19 protein-coding genes and 1 pseudogene are annotated in these 22244 nt (G+C 59.2%); 8 read left to right on the plus strand and 12 right to left on the minus strand.

Annotated features, from left to right (window positions below; translation table 11 throughout):
- Positions 1 to 359: 359 nt before the first annotated feature.
- A pseudogene (locus tag CFII64_RS30485) lies at positions 360 to 483 on the plus strand (DUF2934 domain-containing protein); the annotation flags it as partial.
- Between the two features lie 128 nt (positions 484 to 611).
- Here the strand turns inward: CFII64_RS30485 and CFII64_RS08045 are convergent.
- Complete coding sequence (locus CFII64_RS08045) at positions 612 to 899, minus strand: hypothetical protein (RefSeq protein ID WP_020290294.1); 288 nt, start codon at positions 897 to 899, stop codon at positions 612 to 614.
- 211 nt (positions 900 to 1110) lie between these two features.
- The gene (locus tag CFII64_RS08050; protein WP_154232422.1) at positions 1111 to 3234 is read right to left on the minus strand and encodes a TonB-dependent siderophore receptor; all 2124 of its coding nucleotides are present in this window, start codon (positions 3232 to 3234) and stop codon (positions 1111 to 1113) included.
- 205 nt (positions 3235 to 3439) lie between these two features.
- Between CFII64_RS08050 and CFII64_RS08055 the strand changes: the two genes are divergently transcribed.
- Positions 3440 to 4324, plus strand: coding sequence for a LysR family transcriptional regulator (locus CFII64_RS08055; RefSeq protein WP_020290296.1), 885 nt, complete (start codon positions 3440 to 3442; stop codon positions 4322 to 4324).
- A 139-nt stretch (positions 4325 to 4463) separates the two neighbouring features.
- Here the strand turns inward: CFII64_RS08055 and CFII64_RS08060 are convergent, their stop codons facing one another.
- Positions 4464 to 5321 (minus strand): glucose 1-dehydrogenase, encoded by an 858-nt coding sequence (locus CFII64_RS08060; protein WP_020290297.1) that lies wholly within the window; start codon positions 5319 to 5321, stop codon positions 4464 to 4466.
- 199 nt (positions 5322 to 5520) lie between these two features.
- Positions 5521 to 6558 (minus strand): ABC transporter substrate-binding protein, encoded by a 1038-nt coding sequence (locus CFII64_RS08065; protein WP_020290298.1) that lies wholly within the window; start codon positions 6556 to 6558, stop codon positions 5521 to 5523.
- 340 nt (positions 6559 to 6898) lie between these two features.
- On the opposite strand from CFII64_RS08065, the gene CFII64_RS08070 reads away from it, so the two are divergent.
- Together CFII64_RS08070 and CFII64_RS08075 are read left to right on the plus strand one after the other, a co-directional pair.
- On the plus strand, positions 6899 to 8269 hold the full coding sequence (locus tag CFII64_RS08070; protein ID WP_020290299.1) for an LLM class flavin-dependent oxidoreductase: 1371 nt from the start codon (positions 6899 to 6901) through the stop codon (positions 8267 to 8269).
- A 52-nt stretch (positions 8270 to 8321) separates the two neighbouring features.
- The gene (locus tag CFII64_RS08075; protein WP_020290300.1) at positions 8322 to 9272 is read left to right on the plus strand and encodes a D-isomer specific 2-hydroxyacid dehydrogenase family protein; all 951 of its coding nucleotides are present in this window, start codon (positions 8322 to 8324) and stop codon (positions 9270 to 9272) included.
- Positions 9273 to 9487: 215 nt separating this feature from the next.
- On the opposite strand, the gene CFII64_RS08080 is transcribed toward CFII64_RS08075, so the two are convergent.
- The 3 genes from CFII64_RS08080 to CFII64_RS08090 all read right to left on the minus strand — a co-directional run bounded on the left by CFII64_RS08080 (position 9488) and on the right by CFII64_RS08090 (position 13721).
- The gene (locus CFII64_RS08080) at positions 9488 to 10099 is read right to left on the minus strand and encodes a peroxiredoxin-like family protein (protein ID WP_020290301.1); all 612 of its coding nucleotides are present in this window, start codon (positions 10097 to 10099) and stop codon (positions 9488 to 9490) included.
- A gap of 87 nt (positions 10100 to 10186) precedes the next feature.
- Entirely contained in the window at positions 10187 to 12673 is a 2487-nt protein-coding gene (locus CFII64_RS08085; RefSeq protein ID WP_020290302.1) for a TonB-dependent siderophore receptor, read from the minus strand.
- Between the two features lie 148 nt (positions 12674 to 12821).
- A complete protein-coding gene (locus CFII64_RS08090; RefSeq protein WP_020290303.1) occupies positions 12822 to 13721 on the minus strand; it encodes a TauD/TfdA family dioxygenase in 900 nt (299 codons plus the stop codon).
- A gap of 367 nt (positions 13722 to 14088) precedes the next feature.
- Here CFII64_RS08090 and CFII64_RS08095 point away from each other — a divergent pair, with 367 nt between their 5' ends.
- From CFII64_RS08095 to CFII64_RS08105, 3 genes are all read left to right on the plus strand, one after another.
- Entirely contained in the window at positions 14089 to 14898 is an 810-nt protein-coding gene (locus tag CFII64_RS08095) for a class II aldolase/adducin family protein (protein ID WP_020290304.1), read from the plus strand.
- A 62-nt stretch (positions 14899 to 14960) separates the two neighbouring features.
- Positions 14961 to 15833, plus strand: a complete 873-nt coding sequence (locus CFII64_RS08100; protein ID WP_020290305.1) for an ABC transporter permease — start codon at positions 14961 to 14963, stop codon at positions 15831 to 15833.
- Between the two features lie 2 nt (positions 15834 to 15835).
- Entirely contained in the window at positions 15836 to 16648 is an 813-nt protein-coding gene (locus CFII64_RS08105; RefSeq protein ID WP_020290306.1) for an ABC transporter ATP-binding protein, read from the plus strand.
- A gap of 64 nt (positions 16649 to 16712) precedes the next feature.
- On the opposite strand, the gene CFII64_RS08110 is transcribed toward CFII64_RS08105, so the two are convergent.
- From CFII64_RS08110 to CFII64_RS08125, 4 genes are all read right to left on the minus strand, one after another.
- Positions 16713 to 17687 carry an aliphatic sulfonate ABC transporter substrate-binding protein gene (locus CFII64_RS08110; protein WP_020290307.1) on the minus strand — a complete coding sequence of 325 codons (975 nt, stop codon included), beginning with the start codon at positions 17685 to 17687 and terminating at the stop codon, positions 16713 to 16715.
- A 115-nt stretch (positions 17688 to 17802) separates the two neighbouring features.
- The gene (locus tag CFII64_RS08115; protein ID WP_020290308.1) at positions 17803 to 18516 is read right to left on the minus strand and encodes an ABC transporter ATP-binding protein; all 714 of its coding nucleotides are present in this window, start codon (positions 18514 to 18516) and stop codon (positions 17803 to 17805) included.
- A gap of 3 nt (positions 18517 to 18519) precedes the next feature.
- A complete protein-coding gene (locus CFII64_RS08120; RefSeq protein WP_020290309.1) occupies positions 18520 to 19368 on the minus strand; it encodes an ABC transporter permease in 849 nt (282 codons plus the stop codon).
- Positions 19369 to 19396: 28 nt separating this feature from the next.
- Entirely contained in the window at positions 19397 to 20392 is a 996-nt protein-coding gene (locus CFII64_RS08125; protein ID WP_020290310.1) for an aliphatic sulfonate ABC transporter substrate-binding protein, read from the minus strand.
- 348 nt (positions 20393 to 20740) lie between these two features.
- Between CFII64_RS08125 and CFII64_RS08130 the strand changes: the two genes are divergently transcribed.
- On the plus strand, positions 20741 to 20956 hold the full coding sequence (locus CFII64_RS08130; protein WP_020290311.1) for a molybdopterin-binding protein: 216 nt from the start codon (positions 20741 to 20743) through the stop codon (positions 20954 to 20956).
- 77 nt (positions 20957 to 21033) lie between these two features.
- On the opposite strand, the gene CFII64_RS08135 is transcribed toward CFII64_RS08130, so the two are convergent.
- Entirely contained in the window at positions 21034 to 22122 is a 1089-nt protein-coding gene (locus CFII64_RS08135) for an LLM class flavin-dependent oxidoreductase (RefSeq protein WP_020290312.1), read from the minus strand.
- Between the last annotated feature and the right edge of the window lie 122 nt (positions 22123 to 22244).

The following is a 22244-nucleotide window of genomic DNA, read 5'->3' on the forward strand; positions in this document are numbered from 1 at the left end:
GGCGGCCAGTGGTCTGGTAGACGCACCCTATCAAGCTTTGTTATGCATGAATAATCACTTATCCGCAGCTGTATATAGCTATTTCGACTTAATAAGTCTGGCTTGGCGAGTGGGTTGAACGGTGTCGTTAGCTAAACCGGACTGAACTCGAAGGAAAAGGCAGGGGTCTACCGTTTCCACTTATCGTTTGGGACAGCCCAGATGTCCGAACCATCGACCGGCAACTCCGGCCCGTTTTTTACGTCAGGGGGATCGAGCCTGTGACGCGTATTGTTTCGCTCGTGAACTGGCGTAAGGTTGGCCGCAGTGCTCACGCCAAGGCCGGCGATGTCACGCGATCTTATTGGAGAACACAGCACATGAACGTCGACGAAGAAACCGTACGTCAGTTGGCGACAATGATCTGGGAAACCGAGGGAAGACCCGAGGGCCATCACGAGCGCCACTGGCAGATGGCGACCAAGTTAGCCGAATCAGTGGCGATGACGCCTTCGCGCAGTGTCGACAGGGCCGCAGTCGAGGCGTTGCTGCCCGATCCGGATCAGTCAGAATCCGATCAGTCTGAAAAGCCGGGCCCCGAGCGAAGCTGAGGCCGCGACGGCAACGTTTGATCAGTGAACGGCAGTGGACGCGGTCACGGCAGGCATCATCGCGGCGGGTGCGAAAGCCTGTTCCATTTTGGCGATGCCCTTGACCCAGAAGCGCCGATGAGGCGTCTGGTCGGGGGCCAGCAGAGGCTGGGAAGACCATTGATGCTGGCGCTTGGACTCCTCGCGGTAGGCCTTCCATTCCATCGCATCAGCAGTCTCTTTCGCCGCTCGTTCATCGTCGAACCAGCCATGAATGTAGACTTCACCTTGGTCGCGACCGTGCTCAACCAGCAAAAAAATAGTGTTCATTGAATGCCTGTCTGTCATCAGAAGCTGCGCGGGCGATTCCTGCGCTCTATAACCTGTATCGGCAGGTGCGGACAGACTTTAGCGCGCGGGACCGGAAAACCGCAAAAAGGTTCACCGTCGTAGCGAATCTCTTTTGACGGGCAAGGCGGATGAGGAAGGGGACCTGTCGCAAGCATCCTGCAGCAGATGCTTGCGACTGACGCATCGCGGGCTAGAACGTTACGCTGGCCGAAAGCCGTGCCGTGCGCGGCTCACCGACATTGACTTGCAGCTCGCCGCTTCCGGTATTTGACGGGTAGTAGTGCTTGTCGAACAGGTTGTCGACGTTGAACTGCAAGCGTGTCTTGTAGCCCTGGGTAGGCAGGTCCCAACGCAGGAACGCGTCGGCGACGGTGTAGCTGTCCATCCAGAAACTGTTGTCGTTGTCACCCGGACGCTTGCCCACGTAACGCGCGCCGCTGCCGGCGTGCCACTGCCCCGTGGTTTCCGGGAAGGCGAGATGGTGAGTCAGGTACAGGCTGGCGGTGTGCATGGGGGCGTTATTAAGGCGATTACCTTCGTCGTCCGGATCGTCAAGAATCTCGGTGTGGGTGTAAGCGTAGGTGCCGATGACGTCCCAGCGCGGCGCGATTTTTCCGGTAACGTCCAGTTCCAGCCCACGGGATCCCACCTTGCCTGCCGCTTCAGCGACGCTCACGCCATTGATTGTCGAGGTGGTCACGACGTTTTTCTTGACGATGTCGAACAGCGCCAGGTTGATGTTCAGGGCTTGTGAGGGGTTGTACTTGGCACCGATTTCATAGCTGCGACCTTCCTCTGGATCAAAGGTATTGCCGACGTCGTCCACCGTGTCGTTGGGAACGAAAGAGCGGCTGTAGTTGCCATACAGCGACAGCGCTTCAGTGGGCTGATAGACCAGTCCGGCGAACGGAATGAACGTGTCGCCGTTGTCGTCGCGGTTGAGCTGGTAAGACCTGCCCAGGCCCTGATCGCCGTATTGATCGTAATGCTGCTGGCGACCGCCAAGCACCAGAATCCACTGCTGGTTCAAGTGCCAGTTATCCTTGAAATACACCGACGTGGACGTCAGCTCGTTTCGCGTATTGCTCTGCGCCGCACTGACCACACTGGGTTCGGCCAGCCTGCCGTACTGCGGATCGTAGATGTTGATGTTCTGGGTGACCGTGTTGCGGTAGGTCTTGCCGCGATATTTGTCCGAAGCTTCGTTATCGATGCCCACGAGCAGGTCATGCCGTTGCCCGAACAGCTGCTGTTCGCCGATGAAGTCCAGGGCGCTGTAACGGCTTTCGTAGTCGTAATGGCCACCATTGGCCTGGCGAGTCAGCGTGCCATTGTTGAGTCTGGTCGGCTGGGCGATCGAGAGACTGTAGCGGTCGTTGTTCCAGCCGTAGGTCGCCCGGGTTTTCCAGGTGTCACTGAGCTGATATTCGAACCGCGCCGTGGCGGTCTCGCTGATGCCGACGGTTTTCGCCCAGCTCTCGTCCAGGCGCTTGCTGTAGCTGCCCGCTGCCGGACTGCCATTTCTGAACACCGTACCGCGGTCGAACGGGCTGGAATAGTCGTTGTATTCATAAGCCAGGGTCATGCTCGCGCGATCACCAACCCAGCTCAACGATGGGGCGACCAGCGTGTTTTCGTGGGTGCCATAGTTGCGCCAGTAATCTTCATTACCGCGCTCGGCCACCAACCGGTAGGCCAGCCCGGTATCCCCCAGCGGCCCCGTCGTATCCAGGCCGAAAGTCCCGCCGCCTTCGCTGAAGGCCGAGCCGGAGAGGGTGGTTTGCCGGGTGAACTGCGGCTGCTTGCTGATGACGTTGATCATGCCGCCCGGTTCCGCCGCGCCGTAGAGCAGCGCTGCCGGACCTTTGAGCACTTCGATGTGGTCAGTGGTGGCGCCGACGTTATGGCCCACGACCGAGCGAATGCCGTCGCGCAGAATCGACCCGTCGTCGTTTGAACCGAAGCCGCGCTTGATCACGGCATCCTTGCTATTGCCCAGGGTGTTGGTTTCCGATACGCCGCTGACGAACTTCATCGCGTCATTCAGCGATTTGATCTGATAGTCATCCAGTGTCTGTTGAGTCACTGAATTCACGGTCTGTGCTTCATCCTTGACCGGCACTTCGGATTTGCTCGCGGTGCTGGTGGTCGCCCGGGTGTACCCGGCGTTTTGCGATTCACCTGTGGCCTGAATGTCAGTGGCGCCCAATTCGGTGACCGAATCGTCCGCGTTGGATAGCGTGGGCAGCAGAACACAACCTAAGGCAAGCATGGCGCAGTGATAAGAACGCGGTCGGGTGAGCACTGAATTCATTCCGTAAAAGATGTAAATGAGAATGTTTATTATTACCTTGTTGCCCAGGGTAAGCCAAGACATATCTGCCAGTTCCCGGACTGTATCCACTTGCATACATTGCCTGCGCAGCGCTCAAGAGGCCGCTTGAGTGAATATTCACATTGGCAACTTCGGAAACATTTAATTAAAGTCGCGCCTCATTGTTTCCATTTCAGGGACGGTCATGGATCGTATTGAATGCATGCGCACCTTCGTCACCACTGTTGGCGAAAACGGCTTCGCTGCTGCGGCTCGAGCGCTGGCGGTGCCCAGGTCCAAAGTCAGCAAACAGATTCAGGCGCTGGAAGAAGCCATTGGCGTCCAGTTGCTGCAACGCACCACGCGCAGCCTGCATCTGACTGAAGCCGGCGCGGAATACTACGAAGCGTGTCGTGAGGTGCTGGCTTCGGTGGATGAGGCGGAGCAGCGCGCCCGCACGGGGCTTGGTGAAATACGCGGCGTATTGCGCGTCAATGCGCCGATGTCCTTCGGCTTGCGTCGGCTCGGGCCATTGATCCCCAAGTTTTACGAACTGCACCCCAGAGTGGAGATGCAGCTGGTGTTCAGCGATCAGCAGGTTGATCCGGTCAAGGGTGGCTTCGATGTCACGATCCGAATTGCCAGCCTGGCCGATTCTTCATTGGTGGCGCGGCATCTGGCGCCTGCGCCCCGGGTTCTGGTGGCGGCTCCGGCTTATCTGGCTCGCCAGGGTACGCCGCAAGTCCCACGGGATCTGGCGGCGCATCAATGCCTGAATTACGGCTACCTGCAAAGTGGCGTCAGCCTGCAACTGAGCAACGGCAAGGAAACCCAGAAAGTCCATGTCACCGGCCCGCTGCACGCCAACAATGGCGACCTGTTGGCGCAAGCCGCTGAAGCCGGAATGGGCATCGCCTTGCTGCCGACCTTCATCGTTGAACAATCGCTGGCTGAAGGGCGGCTGGTAGCGGTGATGTGCGACTGGCAGGCGCCGCCGATTTCCATCAACGCGGTGTATCCGTCGGCGCGCCGGGTGCCGATGAAAACCCGCGCATTCCTGGATTTCTTGACCCGGGAGTTGAAGGATTGATGGGCGAAATCTGTTGGAGCGAGGCTTGCCCGCGAATCAGACGGTGCGATAGAACAGATCCACCGCGTCATCGTTCTTCGCGTGCAAGTCGGACGCCTCTCGCTCCCTCCAACGGCCGCAGCCATCACGTGGCATCAGATTAAAGAATCGGCGTCCCACCCGTGACCCCAATCCGCGCCCCGGAAATATAGCTGCCGTCATCCGACGCGAGCAGCACATACAACGGCGCCAGTTCCGCCGGTTGGCCAGGTCGGCCCAGCGGCGTTTGCGAGCCGAAGTTCTTGATGTCGTCTTCGGTCATGGTCGCGACAATCAGCGGCGTCCAGATTGGGCCGGGCGCAACGCTGTTGACCCGGATATTTCGCTCGCCCAGCAGCTGCGCCATGCCGGCACTGAAGTTGGCGATGGCGCCTTTGGTGGTGGCATACGGCACCAGCGTCGGCTTGGGTTTGTCCGAATTGACCGAACTGGTATTGATGATCGAACTGCCCTCCGGCATGTGCTTGAGCGCCGCCTTGGTGATCCGGAAAATCGCCGTGATGTTGATGTCGAAGGTGCGCACCCATTCTTCATCGGCGACTTCTTCGAGGGTTTCATGGCTCATCTGGAAGGCGGCGTTGTTGACCAGCACGTCGATGCGGCCGAAGCGTTCGATGGTCTTGTCCACTACCGCCTGGCATTGCTCTTTTTCGGCGATGTCGCCGGGGATCAGCAAGCATTGGCGGCCCGCCTTTTCGATCCACTCGGCCGTGGCTTTGGCGTCTTCGTGTTCATCCAGATAGGAAATCACCAGGTCCGCACCTTCGCGAGCAAAGGCAATGGCGACAGCCCGGCCAATGCCACTGTCGGCACCCGTAATCAGCGCCACCTTGCCTGTCAGCCGGCCATGGCCGACATAGCTTTCTTCGCCGCAGTCAGGCACCGGATTCATGATGTGCTGGGTGCCGGGCACCGGTTGTTTTTCCACAGAAAATGGCGGGCGAGGATAGGATTTCATAAGGTTTTTCTCCAGTGTGGTTGACCCGTTGCAAGTCAGGCATCGTCAAGCGACGGGCCGACTCGATTGGTCTTGCGACCGGGAGAAATACGCCTGGGTTCAGAAAATTTGGCTCAGTGGTCTCAAAAATGGCTGTCGAAAAAAAAGCCCCCGTGCCACCAATCAGGCAGCAACGAGGGCTATAAAACTCAATCCTGCGTTAGCCGCCTTGCAGCGGTTTGGCGTCCTGGAAGAAGTAATCCTTCCATGAAGCCGGTTTGTTCTTGATCGCGCCGACCCGGTGCATGAATTCCGCCAGCGGATAAGTGTTCTTCGGTGTGATAGTGAAATCGAATTCCGGGTTGTCGATGATTTTCAGCAGCGCCGCCCGGTTGATTTTCGCCTTGGTCACCCGAATGTAGGTGTCCGCCGCAGCGCCCTTGTCCTTGCGAATGAAGTCTTCAGCTTCACTCAGCGCTTCAATGAAGGCCTTGTACGTTTTGGGATTGTCGTTGCGAAATTTTTCCGTGGCGAACAGCACAGTAGGCGAGTTCGGCCCCAGCAGGTCGTAAGTGTTGAGCACCACATGCACGCCGGGCGCCTGGACTTCCTGCTCCTGGAACGGCGGATTGGAGAAGTGCCCGGTCAGCTCGGTGCCACCGGCAATGATGCTGCCAGCCGCATCGGGATGGGGCAGGTTGACGGTGTATTTGTCCAGTCGTGCATACTCGGCATCGCCCCACAGTTTCGCCGAGGCGTATTGCAGGTAGCGGGACTGCACCGACACCCCCACTGCCGGCACCGCGATGCGGTCTTTTTCGGTGAAGTCGGCGATGGTTTTCACCTTGGGATTGTTGCTGACCAGGTAATACGGAAAGTTACCCAGGGACGCGACAGCTTTCACATTCTGCTTGCCGTGGGTGCGATCCCAAATGGTCAACAGCGGGCCGACCCCAGCCCCGGCGATATCCACCGAACCAGCCAACAACGCGTCGTTGACGGCTGAGCCACCGGACAGCTGCGTCCAGTCCACCTTGATATCCACGCCATCCTGCTTGCCATGCTTCTCGATCAACTGCTGATCGCGGACCACATTGAGCAACAGATAGACGATGCCGAACTGTTCGGCGATGCGCAGTTGGCCTTCAGCCTGGGCCAGGCTCGGCATGGCCAGCGTGCCAGTAAGCAACGAGGCGGCAAGCCCGATGGTGGCGGCCAGGCGGGTGAATCGAGGACGTGACGTCGAGTTTTTGCGCATGCCTTGCTCCAGCTGTGGCGGGGAATTCATCCGAGGGCTAAACAATATAGGTATAAGAAAAATTATTTAAATAACAATAATGAATAACGATATGGCCGTTAAATTTCCTTGTGCCGGACCCGTTTTCACCCCCATTCCGCAGTCCTTGGAGCGTGGCTTACTTCCTAATGCGATAAAAATCGTTTCGATGATTATGCTATCCTCTAATTAATTCTGGATATTTGATAACCTAAAATCATATTAGGTTAGATCCCTTCGGCATTTCACAGGCTCGCGTCCAGCGCTTATGTTCATCCCCGAACCCGGCTTGTTAGCCGCCACGACAAAGGGGACATTCAGCATGGCGAAGCAGCGACAACTCAAATTCGGGGCCATTCTCACGGGCGTTGGCACCACTCAGAACGAATGGCTGAATCCGGAAATTCCCGGTGATGCCAGCGTCGACATCGACTGGTTCCGGCGTCAGGCGCAGCAGGCCGAGGCGGCGAAATTCGATCTGGTATTCATCGTCGACAGCCCGTACATCACCCCGGAATCGGCGCCGCATTACCTCAATCGACTGGAGCCGTTGACGCTGCTGTCAGCCGTTGCTGGAGCCACTTCCAAGATCGGTCTGGTGGCGACCCTGACCACGTCCTACACCGAACCTTTCAACGTCGCGCGCCAGTTCGCGTCGCTTGACTTGATCAGCAACGGCCGTGCCGGTTGGAACGTGGTGACCACCGGGCTTGAAGGCGCTGCCGGTAATTTTGGTCGCGAACAGCACATTGATCACACTGACCGCTATCGCCGTGCCCGCGAGCACATTGAAGTGGTGCAGGGTTTGTGGGACAGCTACGAAGACGATGCCTTCCCCCGCGACAAGCAAGGCCGGACTTTCCTTGATAAGCGTCGCCAACATCGTCTTGACCATCAAGGCGAGTTCTTTTCTGTCACCGGCCCGTTGAATATCCAGCGCTCCAGGCAGGGTCAGCCGGTGATCTTCCAGGCCGGTATTTCCGAGTCGGGCCGCGCCCTGGCGGCGGATTTCGCCGAAGGAATCTTCGCTGGCGTGGACAATTTTGAAGATGCCCAGGCCTATTACCAGGACATCAAGCAGCGCGCTGCGTTGGCCGGTCGTAACCCCGACCACGTGGTGATCCTGCCTGGCATCGCGCCGATCATTGCCGACACCGACGAGCAAGCGCGGCAGATCGAACGTGACTTGCACGGCGAACTGGACCTGAACAAGGCTTTGGTGGAGCTGGGCAGGCCGTTCAACTACCACGACTTCAGCCAATACCCGCTGGACGAACCCTTTCCCGAGCTGGGCGAGCTGGGCAGCAACGGTTATCGCGGACATGCCGAACACATCAAAAACACTTCCCGCGAACAAGGCCTGACCCTGCGCCAGGCCGCATTGCGCTTCGCCACCCGCTATTCGAGCTTCGTCGGCTCGCCGCTGACCGTGGCCAATGAAATCGAGCGCTGGTTCGTCGAAGGTGCGGTGGACGGTTTCAATATCCGCCTCACCGCGCCCAGCGATTTTGCCGCGTTTGCCGACAAGGTCCTGCCGATCCTGCGTGAGCGTGGGCTGTTCCGCACCGAATACAGCCACGACACCTTGCGCGGACATCTCGGGCTGCCGGTCCCGCTCAATCGCCATACCGCGAGTGCGCAGCAGGTCAGTCAAAGCAACGTTGCCCAGCAAATCCTAGAAGTGGCGCATTGATGCACAGCGCCGCTGAATTCCTGTACGCCCAGCCATCGGCACGAGGTAATTGATGACACAGACCGTAATAGCCAGTCAGCACGACGAAGAGCTCAACGCGCTGCTGCGCCAGCGTTTGCCGGAGCACACCATCATTGGCATCGGGCCCGGCTTACCGCAGTCGATCCCTGCCGAAGCGACGATTCTGCTGGCGCGCCCGCTGATCAAACCGGGCACCACCGAGCAACCGGCGAGGCCCGAAGGCTGGCCCTTCAAGCTGCAATGGGTGCAGTTGTCGTCGTCCGGCATCGATACTTATCCCGACTGGTTGTTCGAGGTGCCCAAGGTGTCTTCAGCCCGGGGCACTTCGTCGGTGGCGGTGGCGGAGTTCGCCCTGGCGGCGATTTTTGCCGGGGCCAAGAACTTTCCGCAGGTGTGGATCAAGGACGTCTCCCAATGGCAGCGATTCACCTTGCAACGGGTCAGCGGCAGCGTGTTGGGTATTGTCGGTTTTGGGGCGATCGGCAGTGCGCTGGCCAGTCGCGCACTGGCGCTGGGGATCAAGGTGATTGCGCTGAATCGCTCGGGTAAGCCTTTTGATGTGCCGGGCGTGGAGCGTGCGTCGAGCCTGCAAGCACTGTTTGCCGAATCCGACCATGTGGTCCTCGCCGCGCCGGCAACTGGCGATACCCGGCATTTGGTCGACAGCGAACTGCTGCGCCACGCCAAACCCGGCCTGCACCTGATCAACATCGCGCGGGGCAGCCTGATCGACGAAACCGCGCTGATCGCTGCGTTGGACCAGGGCCTCCTCGCCAGTGCAAGTCTGGACGTCACCCAGATCGAACCCACCCCGGCGGACCACCCGTTTTACGCCCATCCGCAGGTCAGATTGTCACCCCACGTTTCCCCGGCGACGGGCGATCTGTGGGGCAACATCATCGAGCAATTCGCCGACAACCTGCGCCGCTTTCATCAGGATGATCCGTTGACGCAAGAGGTGGATTTTCAGCGGGGTTATTGATCGCTACCGCAGCGGGTTGCCCACTGCGCAAAACCTGCGCTCGGCCTTCCGACGGGGCAGATCAAGATCAAAAGCCAAAGCGACTTGAATCTGTGGGAGCCGAGCTTGCTCGCGAAGAACGGTGACGCGGTAGATCTGGGCCACCGAAGCGCCTGGTTCGCGGGCAAGTCGGAACGCCGCCCGCTCGCTCCAACAGATTTCCTCTTCCGCAACAATCACACCGCCAATTGCACCGCCCGATCATCCAGCACATTCGCCACAGCTTGCAGGATCGGCCCGGCTTCAGTGCGCACCAGCCAGTCCGGGCTGACGTCGGCGAAGATCACCTGACCGTGGCCATCGATCACCACGACCGTTGGTTGCGGCAATTCCCAGGTTCCGGTTCCGGTGACTTCGCCGATGCCGTTGCCTTTGCTCAACGAGGCCGCGCGTGAGGCTTCGTGGAAGCTGTAGAGAATCCCCAACTGCCGAGCCAGTACGTTATCGGTATCCGTGGCGACATCAAACTCCAGACCGTGTCGCTGTTTGATCTCGATCAGACGTTCGGGAACTTGCGGGCTCACGGCAATCAACGGCACGCCAAGCGCCTGCAATTTGGGGAATAGCTGGCGCTGGTAATAGGGCAGGGCAATATTGCAGGCCGGGCACCCGGCGAAACGGAAGAAAGTCAGCACAGCAGGGCCGTAGGCGATGAGTTGATCGCGGCTGAAAGTGCCGCCTTCGACATTCTGCAATGTGAAATCCGGTGCCTGATCGCCAACCTGCACGAAGCGCGCATGCTTGGCGGCATCCACCAGCGTCTGGCGTTGATCGATATTGACCTGCAAGGCTTATGGCGCCCAGCTGGTCAGGCGTTCGCTGTGCAGATCGGCCAGCAGTTGATTCAGTGATTCGCTCATGGGAATTTCCTCTGATTAAAAGTTGTAAGCCAGACGCGTGTAGTAATACGAACCGCCGAAACCAAAGGGCGAGAACTGGCCGTATTTGTATGCGCCGCCCCAATCGGAGATGCCTTTCTTGTCCGGGTAGACGTTGAACAGGTTGTTTGCGCCCAAGGCCAGGGTCAGGCTTTTGCTCATGGCGTAGGCGACGTCCAGGTCAGTGATCCATTTCGCCGAATAGGTGCGGTCGTTGACCGGGTTATTGTCCCCTTCGGTGTAACTGCCGAAGCGGGTCACGGTTAGATTCAGGTCGTAATCGTCGACCTTCCAGTTGGAGGCCAGAATCAGCTTCGATTGCGGCGTGGCGACGGTCAGATCCTTTTGCAAACGTCGATCAAACAGCTGGTATTGCGAGCCAAGGCCGGTCAGTGCGGCGGGGTTGGCCTGGAGTTTCTCGATCTTGGTCTGGTTCCAGTTGTAGGCCGCGCTCCAGCGCACCAGACCGTATTGACCGAGGTTCTGCCTGAACTCGTTGACCACATCGACGCCGCGAGTGCGGGTGTCCACGGCGTTGGTGTAGTACTGCGCATACAGCGAGGGCGACAGGCCGTTGGCGGCGAGAATTTGCGACACCGCGCTGCCGCCCAGCAGGCTGGTGGAAACAATGCGGTCACGAATCGCGATCTGATAGAAATCCGTGGTCAGGCGATAGTTGTCCGTGGGTTCGAAGGTCACGCCGAAGCTGTAGTTGAGGGATTTCTCCGGCTTCAGCTGTTCCGCGCCCAGCGCCTTGGCCTCGGCGCTGTCCACCGGCAGCACCTTGACTGGCACCGAGACTTGCTGGCCGTTGACTACGCCCGCCGAGGTGAAAGTAGAAGAGGCATAAATCGTCTGCGCCAGCGACGGCGCGCGAAAGCCGTTGTTGACCGTGCCGCGCAGGGCCAGGCCGGGCAGGATTTCATAGCGCGTCGAGAACTTGCCGCTCCAGGTGCTGCCGATGTCCTGGGTGTAATGCTCGTAGCGACCGGCCACGCCCAGGTACCACTTGTCTGTCACGTCCAGGCCCAGGTCAAAATAGCTGGCGACGTTGTTGCGGCTGATACTGCCGGCATCTGCAGTGCTGGTGCCGTTGTAGGAGGCAAGGCCCGGCAAAGGCGTCAGTCCGGCAAACGGGCCGCTGGGCAGAATGTAATTACCCGGCGTATAGCTGGCGTAATCCCCGGCTTCGATTTCAAAGCGCTCGAAGCGGTGCTCGAAGCCGAACGCCGCTTGCAGCGGGTTTTTCATGCCGATGTCGAAGCTGCGATTGAAGTCCAGGTTGTTGGTCCACTGATCGAAGATCTGCGACGCCAGATTGAACGAAGTGGGGCTGGTCGGCCCCCATGACGGGTTGATCGTGTTATTGGCATTGAGCGTCGAATCGTCTTCGCCCCAAGTGGAGCTGGCGTCGTAATTCCAGCCGCCCACTTCACCCTTGAAGCCACCGGCAATCTGGAAATCCTTGGTGCGGTTACGACGTTGCGCGTGGATGCCGTCCGGGTAAGGCGTATCCGGGTCGCCGGCCAGCGAGGTGATTTCGTTGGGCCGATAGTTGCCGGTGACTTTGGTGGTTTCCATGTAACTGAAGGTCGAGAACGAATAGAACTTGAGATCATCCTGCAGCGGGATTTCCAGGTTATAGCTGCCGTTGGTGACCTTCTCGCGGCCCAGCCCGTAACTGGGGTTCCAGCCATGGGGATCAACCGTCTGGTCGCGGCTGTCGGGGCGGCCGGCCGAGCCGTACAAGTTGCCGGTGGCGCTGCCGGAGCGGCTAAAGGGTTCTTGCACCTTGCTGTCCAGGGCCAGATTGAGGAAGCCATCGTTGGGCAGTGGCAAGCCGTAATTGAACATCTGGTGCGTGGTGTCGCCATCGCCACTGCCATAGCGTCCGAAACTGGTTTCGGCGCTGCCGCCGTTGTCGCTTTCCTTGAGGATGATATTGATCACCCCGGCGATGGCGTCGGAGCCGTATTGCGCCGAAGCGCCGTCGCGCAGCACTTCGATATGGTCCACGGCAGAAACCGGAATCAGGTCGAGGTTGACCGGCACCGCCGCCGTGCCGATTCGCGCCAGGTTGTTGATCAGCGCGGTGTTGTGACGACGCTTGCCGTTGACCAGCACCAGCACTTGATCCCCGGACAAGCCGCGCATGGTCACGCCGCGCACCGACCACGATGTGCCGCCGCCATTGATGGCCGGCAGATTGAAGGATGGCAGCAGACGCGAGAGTAATTCCTTGAGCCCGACCTTTCCGCTGGCCTGCAGTTGCTCGGCGCTGATCACATCGATGGGCGAAGGGCTGTCGGCCACGGTCCGCGCCTGACCGCCGCGATTGCCGGTGACTACTACGGTGTTCAATGTCTGGTCGGCACTGGCCTTGCCTTCGTTGCTGGCGGCCTGCACCTGAATGCTGCTGGCCAGCAGGCTCAGCGCTGCGTAGGCCATGTATTCGTTGTTCTTTCGGGGTTTGATGGCTTGCATGTCTACCGCTTCCTTGAAAAACCCGGATATCACTGGGCCGACTGGTGCGCGCTTGTGTTGTAGGACTGGCTTCAGCCGGAAGTAAGCTTTCGCGGCTGAAGCCGCTCCTACGAACAATCGAGCCCCTACAAATAGAATGGCTGCTTCGTTAGTCCTGCGCGGTGCGCCGCACGCGGTGGGGAATGTCGTCGTCGGCGATCAGCACCCGTTCCATGCGTCGTGGGTAGTCGCCGTAGTTGTAGATCGGGTAATGCAGGGTGGCGCGGTTGTCCCAGAAAGCGATGGAATGCTTGCGCCATTTGAAGCGCACCTGATGCTCAGGTTTATTGAATTCCTGATGCAGGCGCTCAACCAGCTGCTTGCTGCGCGCGGGCTCCCAGCCAATGATCGAAGGGTTCTGCGAGAAGTTGATGAACAGGCTGTCTTCCCCGGTTTCCGGATGCGTGCGCACCAGCGGATGGGCGAGGATCGGGTAGTGATAACCCACCGCATCCAGGGATTTCTTGAAGTCGTGGACCACTTGCAGTGTGTCGATTTCCTCGCGCAAGGCTTCCGGCAAGGCGCGATACACCGCCCCGGCATCCGCCCAGACCGTATCGCCACCCACTGGCGGCAAATCCACGGCGCGCAGAATCGCGCCAAACGTCGGCTTCAACAGCCAGCTGGTGTCGGTGTGCCAGCGGCCGGTGGTGTTGGGTCCGTACAGCTTGCGCGCGTCCTTGGCTTCAATGAGGTGGGCGAAGGGTTTGCTGGTGTCGTTCTGTTGCGTGGTGGGATGCACATACAGTTCGCCAAACTCACGAGCGAAGGCGATTTGCTGCGCCGAATCGATGTCCTGGTCGCGGAAGAAAATCACTTTGTGTTCCAGCAACAGCGCACGGATTTCATCGCGCTGCGCGGCAGTGATCGGCTGGCGTAAATCGACACCGGAAATCTCTGCGCCGATGGTAGGTTCCAGGCGGTTGACCTGCAACGAACGGACAATCTGCAGTGGAGCAGCAGGGTGGTCATGCTGTGACTGAAGGGCTTTTTCGAGGATTGCGGACATGGCGATGGAACCTCTCTTTGTTATGGATGGTTAACCTCCGCCTGGAGAGGGGTCGGGTAGGGAAGTCCGGCTAACTGGGGATGGGGCCGGTTATTAAAGATGCCGACGGTGCAAACATATAAGCATAATGATTGTTGTTAATATGCTACTTTTTAATGATTAGGTTATAACGAAAATGCATTTGCGGCTCTGGCTTGCCCGCTGCAGGGGCCTACTGGTTGACGAGAAGATTGAAATGCTCGTTCCTGCAGAACGCGATAACAAATAAACAAATTTCATAATTAGCTTAGATTAAAATGTGCTTTTTAAATGTTTTCTTATGCGCTTAGGCTACTTCAATACTTTTTTGAGCCCTTGGAGCCAAGCCATGAGCAACGTCAGCGCATTACCTGTCCATTCCAACGTTACCGGTTCCGCAAGCGTGCGTGAGCGCGTCACGCCAGAAGAGTGGGAGGTGCGTGTCAAGCTGGCGGCGGCCTATCGACTGGCGGCGCAGAAACGCTGGACCGACCATATCTACACGCACTTTTCCGCTCGCGTGCCCGGCGCGGAAGAACATTTCCTGATCAACGCCTTCGGCTTGTTGTTCGATGAAATCAGCGCCTCGAATCTGGTCAAGGTCGATATCGACGGCACCATCGTCGACGATCCTACCGGCCTGGGCATCAACTACGCCGGCTACGTCATTCACAGCGCAATTCACGCGGCACGTCACGATCTGGTCGCGGTTCTGCACACTCACACTCGCGATGGCATTGCGGTTTCTGCGCAGAAAGGCGGACTGTTGCCGATTTCCCAGCATTCTCTGGGTTTTTCGGGGCGCATTGCTTATCACGGCTATGAAGGCGTGGCGCTGGATCTGGATGAGCGCGAGCGACTGGTGGCGGATCTGGGCGACAAGAGTGTGATGATCCTGCGCAATCACGGCCTGTTGACCGGCGGGGTCAGCGTCGAACATGCGTTCCAGCAACTGCACCGCCTGGAATACGCCTGCAATATCCAGATCGCCGCTCAGTCGGCCGGCAATGCCGAGTTGATCTATCCGCCTGCCGAAGTCGTGGCCAAGGTCGAAGAGCAAGCCAAAGTATTTTCCGATGGTCACGGGCCGGGTGTTGCCCGTCACTGGAACGCACTGATTCGCGAGCTTGAGCGGACCGATACGTCCTATAAGGAGTAACTGGGGCTTTTCGCAGTCAACCGTTTATGGGCCTGGCCCACCGCATTTTCAGGAAGACGCCGATGTCTGCAAAAAATCTGGATGTTCGAGACGCCGACGCGGGCTTTCTGACAATTGATAAAGCTGCACCCCTTGATTCGGCGACGCAGCGTCGGGCAAACAGCGAGCGCTGGAAAGCGCCGGATTTTGTCCTGCGTCTGCTGAGCCCCATCGCCTTGCTGCTGCTCTGGGAGGTGGCCTCGCAAACCGGTCTGCTGCCGGCACGGGTCATCGCCGCGCCGTCGCAGATTGGCGGCACGCTGTGGGCGATGATCGAGTCCGGCGAGTTGGCCACGCACCTGTGGGTGTCATTGCAGCGAGCCTTGCTGGGCTTGAGCATTGGCGTGTGCATCGGCGTGGTTGCCGCGCTGATCACCGGTCTGTCGAAGCGCGGCGAAGTGGTTCTCGATTCGCCGATGCAAATGTTGCGCACCATTCCTTCGCTGGCGTTGGTGCCGCTGTTCATCCTCTGGTTTGGCATCGGCGAGTTTACCAAGGTCGCGCTGATCGTTACCGGCACCACGTTCCCGGTGTACCTCAACCTGTTTTCCGGTATTCGCAATATCGATCCCAAGTTGATCGAGGCGGCCAATACCTTGGGACTCAATCGCCGCCAGCTGATCTGGCACGTGATCCTGCCCGGTTCCTTGCCGTCGTTTTTTGTCGGCCTGCGTTACTCCCTGGGGATTTCCTGGCTGGCGCTGGTGTTCGTCGAACAGATCAACACCACCGCAGGCATCGGCTATCTGGCCAGTGACGCGCGAGACTTCATGCGCACTGACGTGATTGTCATCTGCCTGCTGATCTACAGCATCCTCGGACTGGTCATCGACACCATCATCCGCACGCTGGAGCGCTATGCGCTGGCCTGGCGTCCAACATTCGTGAGGAATTGAACATGGCTGCCCTGGACCTGCTGCACCCTGATTTTCATCCGGTTTCCGGCAACATCGCACCTGTGCAACTGCGCAACGTGGTCCGTCAGTTTGGCCCGCAACGGGTGATCGACGGGCTCGATCTGGATATCGCGCCGGGTGAATTCGTCGCCTTGCTGGGTGCCAGCGGTTCGGGCAAGACCACCTTGCTGCGCGCTTTGGCGGGCCTTGATGATATTGACAGCGGCAAGTTGCGGGTGCCAACCGCCCGCGCTGCGGTGTTTCAGGAACCGCGCCTGATGCCGTGGAAAAGTGCCTGGAAAAACGTGGTGCTGGGCCTGGATATCGATAACGCCAAGGATCGTGCGCTGGAGGCCTTGAGCGAAGTCGGCCTGACTCATCGGGTCGACGCTTTTCCCGCCACTTTATCTGGCGGCGAGGCGCAGCGAGTGGCCCTGGCCCGTGCGCTGGTGCGAGAACCTAAGTTGCTGTTGCTGGACGAACCCTTCGCCGCGCTGGATGCCTTGACCCGAATTCGCATGCATCAGTTGATCATTGAGTTATGGCGCACACACACGCCAGCAGTGCTCTTGGTAACTCACGATGTGGACGAAGCCATTCTGTTGGCGGATCGAGTGATTGTGCTCAATCAGGGCAAGATCGCCGACGAGCTACGCATTGATCTGCCACGGCAGCGCAGCACCGCGCAGGCGGGATTTCAGGGGATTCGCACGCGTTTGCTCGGCTTGCTGGGTGTTGACCACGACGCGAGCCATGCTGTTGAAAATGCCCAGCCGGTGCAGGAGCACCTGCGCCGCTTTGCCAATGTTCGCTGAGCAAATGCTCTGTTCCCGGCGTCTCAGCGTCAGCTGCTGCGCCGGGAACGTTGAACGGCTTTAATCAAGGCTTCCAGATATCCACATCCTTGGCATCGACTGCCTTGGGCAGCAGGCCGGCGGCAAAGAATGCGTCGGCGATTTTCTGTTGCTCGCCCAGCTGATCGGCCTTGACCGGTTGCACGTCATAGCTGCGATGCTGGTTGGCGATTTCTACGGTGGCCGCATCCAGATTGCCCCACAGCGGACCGAGCAACTGTGCTGCGTCACGGGGATTGTTCTTCACCCAGCTGCCGGCTTGTTGCAGTTGCGCATAGACAAGTTTCAGTACTTGCGGGTGCGCTTTGGCGTAGCTGGTGCTGGTCAGGTAATAGCGCTTGTACGTCGCCAGGCCCGTGCCGTCGGCGAGGGTGCGTGTCGGCAGTTGCCGCTGCACGCTGGTGAGGAAGGGTTCCCAGGTCACCCAGGCATCGACCTTGTTGTTTTCGAAGGCGGCGCGGCCATCGGCGGGAGTCAGGTAGGCCGGCTGGATGTCGGAGAATTTCAAACCCGCCTTTTGCAGCGCGGCGATCAGCAAATAGTGGCTGCCGGCGGCCTTGGTTACCGCGACTTTCTTGCCTTTGAGGTCTGCGAGCTGCAGCAGCGGCGAATCCTTGTGCACGACAATCGCCTGGGCAGCAGGTGACGGGGTTTCTTCAGCGAAATACGTCAGTTTGGCCTGCGCCGCCTGGGCGAAAATCGGCACGGTATCGGCTACATCGGCGCTGATGTCGACATTGCCGATATTCAGGGATTCCAGCAGCGGCAAGCCACTCGGAAACTCGTGCCAGCTCACGGCGATGTTTTCCCTGGCCAAGGCTTTCTCCAGCGTGCCCTGGGTTTTCAGGATGGTAATCAGCGTCGACGACTTTTGATAACCAATGCGCAGGGTTTCCTGAGCCTGGGCGGGCAACATCAACGACCAGGTGACAGCGACGGCAAGACCGGCCAACAGCGGCCGGCGGAGAATGGAGCGGCGTTTCTCGATGGGTCTGGACATGGCGTACTCGGATTTTGGTAGGACATAGTGGGTTGTGTCAGGATCTGTAGGACCGGCTTCAGCCGGGAGAACGTTCTCCCGGCTGAAGCCGGTCCTACAGGACGAAGAGCGGCTTTCAAATCACATGCGCATGCTGCAACTGGGTCAGCGCGGCGGCTTTCAGGCTTGCCAGCAGCGGGTCGCGGCGGTCCCTTGGATGGGCCAGATCCACCGGCAATTGTTCGCGGATGCTGCTTGGCCGATTGCCCATCACCAGCACCTGATCGCTCAGGTACAGCGCCTCATCGACGTCGTGGGTGACCAGCAGCAGCGCAATGGCGTGGTGGTGCGCCAGTTGCAGCAGCAGGTCCTGGAGTTTCATCCGGGTGAAAGCGTCCACCGCGCTGAACGGTTCGTCGAGCAACAACACGTTGGGCCGCGAGTACAGACCGCGAGCAATCGCCACACGCTGAGCCATGCCGCCGGACAGGGCTTTAGGCAGCGCCTGGGCAAAGCCGGTCAGGCCGACTTCCTCGATCAGCTGCGCGACCCAGGCTTTGTCGTAATGGCGGTCGTCACTGAAGCCGATGTTCTGCTCCACGGTCAGCCAGGGCATGAGGCGCGGTTCCTGGAAAATGAACGCGACTTCCCCGGCGGTGCTGCGCAGCTCGCCCTGGTAATCCTTTTCCAGCCCGGCAACGATGCGCAGCAGAGTACTTTTGCCGCAGCCGCTGGGGCCCAGCAGGCTGATGACCTGGCGGGCGTGCAATTGCAGATGAACGTTGTGCAGCACAGTGGTGGTGTCGAACGTCTTGCGCTCGACGCGGATATCCAGCAGGGGTTCGGGCATGATTCAATCCTTTGCGCTTTGGCCGGTGAAAGTGTCGCGCCACGCCAGATAGCGTTTTTCCAGCCCGGCGAGCACTCCGTCGCTGAGTTTGCCGAGTACCGCCAACACGATAATCGCGGCCAGCACGATGTCCGGACGCGAGGTCTCCCGGCCATCGCTGAGCAGGTAGCCCAGGCCTTTGGTGGCGGCAATCAATTCCGCGGCGACCAGAAACATCCATGCCAGGCTCATGCCGCTGCGCAACCCGGTGAACAAACCGGGCAGGGCGGCGGGCAGCAGAATCCGCCGCACCAGACGGCGCCGACTGAAGCCATACATTTGCCCGACTTCCACCAGCTTGCGATCGATGTCGCGGATCGCTGCGACGCCATTGAGATAAACCGGGAAGAAGGCGCCGATGGCGATCAGCACGATCTTTGAAGTTTCGTCGATGCCCAGCCACAACAGCAGCAGCGGCACCCAGGCCAGGCTTGGAATGGAACGCAGACCCGCGAACGTCGGTTCCAGATACGCTTCGGCTTCCCGGCTCAACCCCACCCACGCGGCGAAGATCAAGGCCAGGCTGGCGCCGATGGCAAAGCCGATCAGCACCCGCAGCAGACTGGCGCTGATGTGTTTCCACAGCGCGCCTTCCGCCAGATCGCCAAGGGTGACGGCGATTTCGCTGGGTGCTGGCATCTGATAAGACGGCAGCCAGCCGATGCGTACCACGATTTCCAGCACAACAATAATCGCCAACGGCAGGGCCAGACCTTTCAAACGGCGGATCCATGCTGATCGCCGAGCGACCTGCGGCGGGCTGGATTGGTCTTGCGCCAGGTCCGCTGGCAGTGCTTTGGTTTTGCTGTTCATGGCTTTCTCCGGCAGCCGCCGTCCGGGTTTACTTGCTGGCGGTCAGGGTTTTGCTGAAGCCGGTATCGATCAACTGATCGATCACTTGATCGACGTTCACCCCACGACGCACCAGTTCTTCCGAGACCAGAATCGGCGCAGCGGCCTTGGACGCGATCACGTCCTTGCTGCTCAGCTGCGGCGTGCTCAGATCGGTACGCGACAGTTGCAGCTTGGCGACTTCCAGCGGCAGGCCGGATTCAGTGGCGAGCAACTGCGCCAGTTCATCCGGGTGCTTGACCGACCATTCCCGGGCTTTTTCATAGGCGCTCAACACCGTCTCGATAGTTTTCGGGTGCTCTTGGGCGTACTTCTCGGTGACGCTGACCACGCCATAGCTGTTGAAGTCGGTGTTGCGATACAGCAAGCGCGAACCGGCCTGAACCTGACTCGCGGCCATGTGCGGATCAAGCCCGGCCCAGGCGTCGACATCGCCTTTTTCCAGCGCGGTGCGGCCATCCGGATGCTGAAGGTGCACAAGCTCTACGTCATCCTTGCTCAAGCCGGCCTTTTGCAGGCTGCGCAGGGTGAACAGGTAAGGATCGGTGCCCTTGGTGGCGGCGATTTTCTTGCCCTTCAGATCGGCCACGGTTTTGTATGGCGAATCCTTGCGCACGACCAAAGCGGTCCATTCCGCGCGGCTGTAGACATACACCGACTTGATCGGGCTGCCGTTGGCGCGGTTCAACACGGCGGCCAGGCTGGCTGACGAAGCGAAATCGACGCCGCCGCTGTTCAGGTATTCCAGCGAGCGGTTGCTGCCCTGACTCAACACCCAGCCGACCTTGGTTTGCGGCAGCGCCTGCTCCAGCCAGCCGAAGTGCTTGAGCACCAGACTCACCGGCGAGTAATACGCGTAATCGAGATGCACTTCAGCGGGCGTGGTTTCGGCGGCCTGAGCCCAGGATTGCAGGCCGATGGCAAGCGCGCAGGCACCGAGTAAGTAGCGAGCGCCGGGGAAGGGGAATCGAGCAGGATTTTTCATCGGAGGGTTCTCTCGTAGAGGCAAGCCAGGCAAGGCGATAGCGTTATTTTCTTATTCAGAAATTCGCAGTTAAGAGCTGCGCTCCTGCATAAATGGAATAATGCAGGCTCTGTGCCACATGCTGAGGGGCAGCGTTTTCAACGGGCAAGCGGCAGAGGGGTGGGCATGAACTGTGTGCTGTTGAAGCAATCTGTTGGGCTGCTGTTGCTGGGCAAACACTTCCGGTTTGCCTGATGAATTCGCTATATACCTTTTAGGAATAAAAACATAGTTATTCATTCCTTGTGGATGTTGATGGGCTCGCGCACCTTATGTGCAACATCCCGTCAATTCCCGAGGAACATTCACATGACCATCAAGGCAATCAACGTTCGCAACCAGTTCAAAGGTGTCATCAGCGCCATCGTCGAAGGCCAGGTGGTTTCGGAAATCGACGTGCAAACCGCGTCGGGCATCGTCACTTCAGTCATCACCACCCGTTCGGTGCATGATCTTGAATTGAAGATCGGCAGCGAAGTCATCGCTTTTGTTAAGTCCACAGAAGTGTCGATTGCCAAGCTCTGAATCTCGGCCGTTGGAGCGAGCCTCATTTACAAATAAAGAGAGCGGCCTTGGCCGCTCTTTTTTGTTTGTGCTTGTGATCAAGCCACTCGCTCTTGCGCCTCGCGTTCGCGCTGGGCGACCAGTTCGCGGGTCAGGGGGATGAGTTTCTTGCCGTAGTCGATGGCGTCGTCCAGTGGGTCAAAACCACGGATCAGGAAGGTGGTGATGCCCAGGTCGTAGTAGTCCAGCAAGGCCTCGGCCACTTGTTCCGGCGTGCCCACCAGTGAAGTCGAATTACCTTGCGCACCCAGCAGGCCGGCGATGCCGGTCCACAGGCGTTTGTCCAGGCGCGAGCCTTGGGCGGCGGCGGCCAGCAGGCGACGGGAGCCTTCATTGGGCGGTTCGCGGCGCACAAAACCATTGGCCTGCGCGATGGCCGTGGCTTTTTGCAAAATGCTGTCGGCGCGCGCCCAGGCTTGTTCTTCGGTATCGGCCAGGATCGGCCGCAGTGACAGGCTGAAACGCACGGTACGCCCGTGTTTGGCGGCTTCTTCACGCACCTGCTTGACCACCGAGCGCACCTGATCGTAAGTCTCGCCCCACAGCGCATACACGTCGGCATGCTTGCCGGCCACGGCGATGGCGGCATGCGACGATCCGCCGAAGTACACCGGGATATGCGGCTGTTGCGGGGATTTCACCTGCGAATGCGCGCCTTCGAACTGGTAGTACTCGCCTTGATGATCGAACGGTTTTTCGCTGGTCCACTCCTGACGCACGATGCCCAGGTATTCATCGGTACGCGCGTAACGCTCGTCCTTGCCGATGTGACTGCCGTCAGCACGCAACTCCTTGTCGTCGCCGCCGGTGATGATGTGAATCGCGGTGCGGCCACCGTTGAATACGTCCAACGTTGCGAATTGGCGGGCAGCCACGGTCGGCGAGATGAAGCCGGGACGGTGGGCGATCAAAAACTTGAGTTTGCTGGTGACACTGGAGGCATGCGCCGCGACAAAAGCGCTGTCCGGACTGTTGGAATGGTAGGCCACCAACGCACGGTCGAAACCGGCGTCTTCGTGAGCCTTGGCAACCTTGGCAACGTAGTCGGGCTGGATGGTCGGGCCGCTGCGCGGGTGAATCTCCGATCCGGGTTGGGTAGCGATGTAGCCGATGAATTCGATAGTCATGAAGAACGTTCCTTACAGGTTCATGAATGGGATCAGGGCAGCGTCCGGACGATGAAAAAACCTGAGCGTCCGGATCCATCGTTACAACATATGGATATGAGGGCGTGGTGTAAAATTCTATT

The sequence above is a fragment of the Pseudomonas sp. CFII64 genome, assembly GCF_000416235.1.
In the GTDB taxonomy this organism is placed as follows: Bacteria; Pseudomonadota; Gammaproteobacteria; order Pseudomonadales; family Pseudomonadaceae; genus Aquipseudomonas.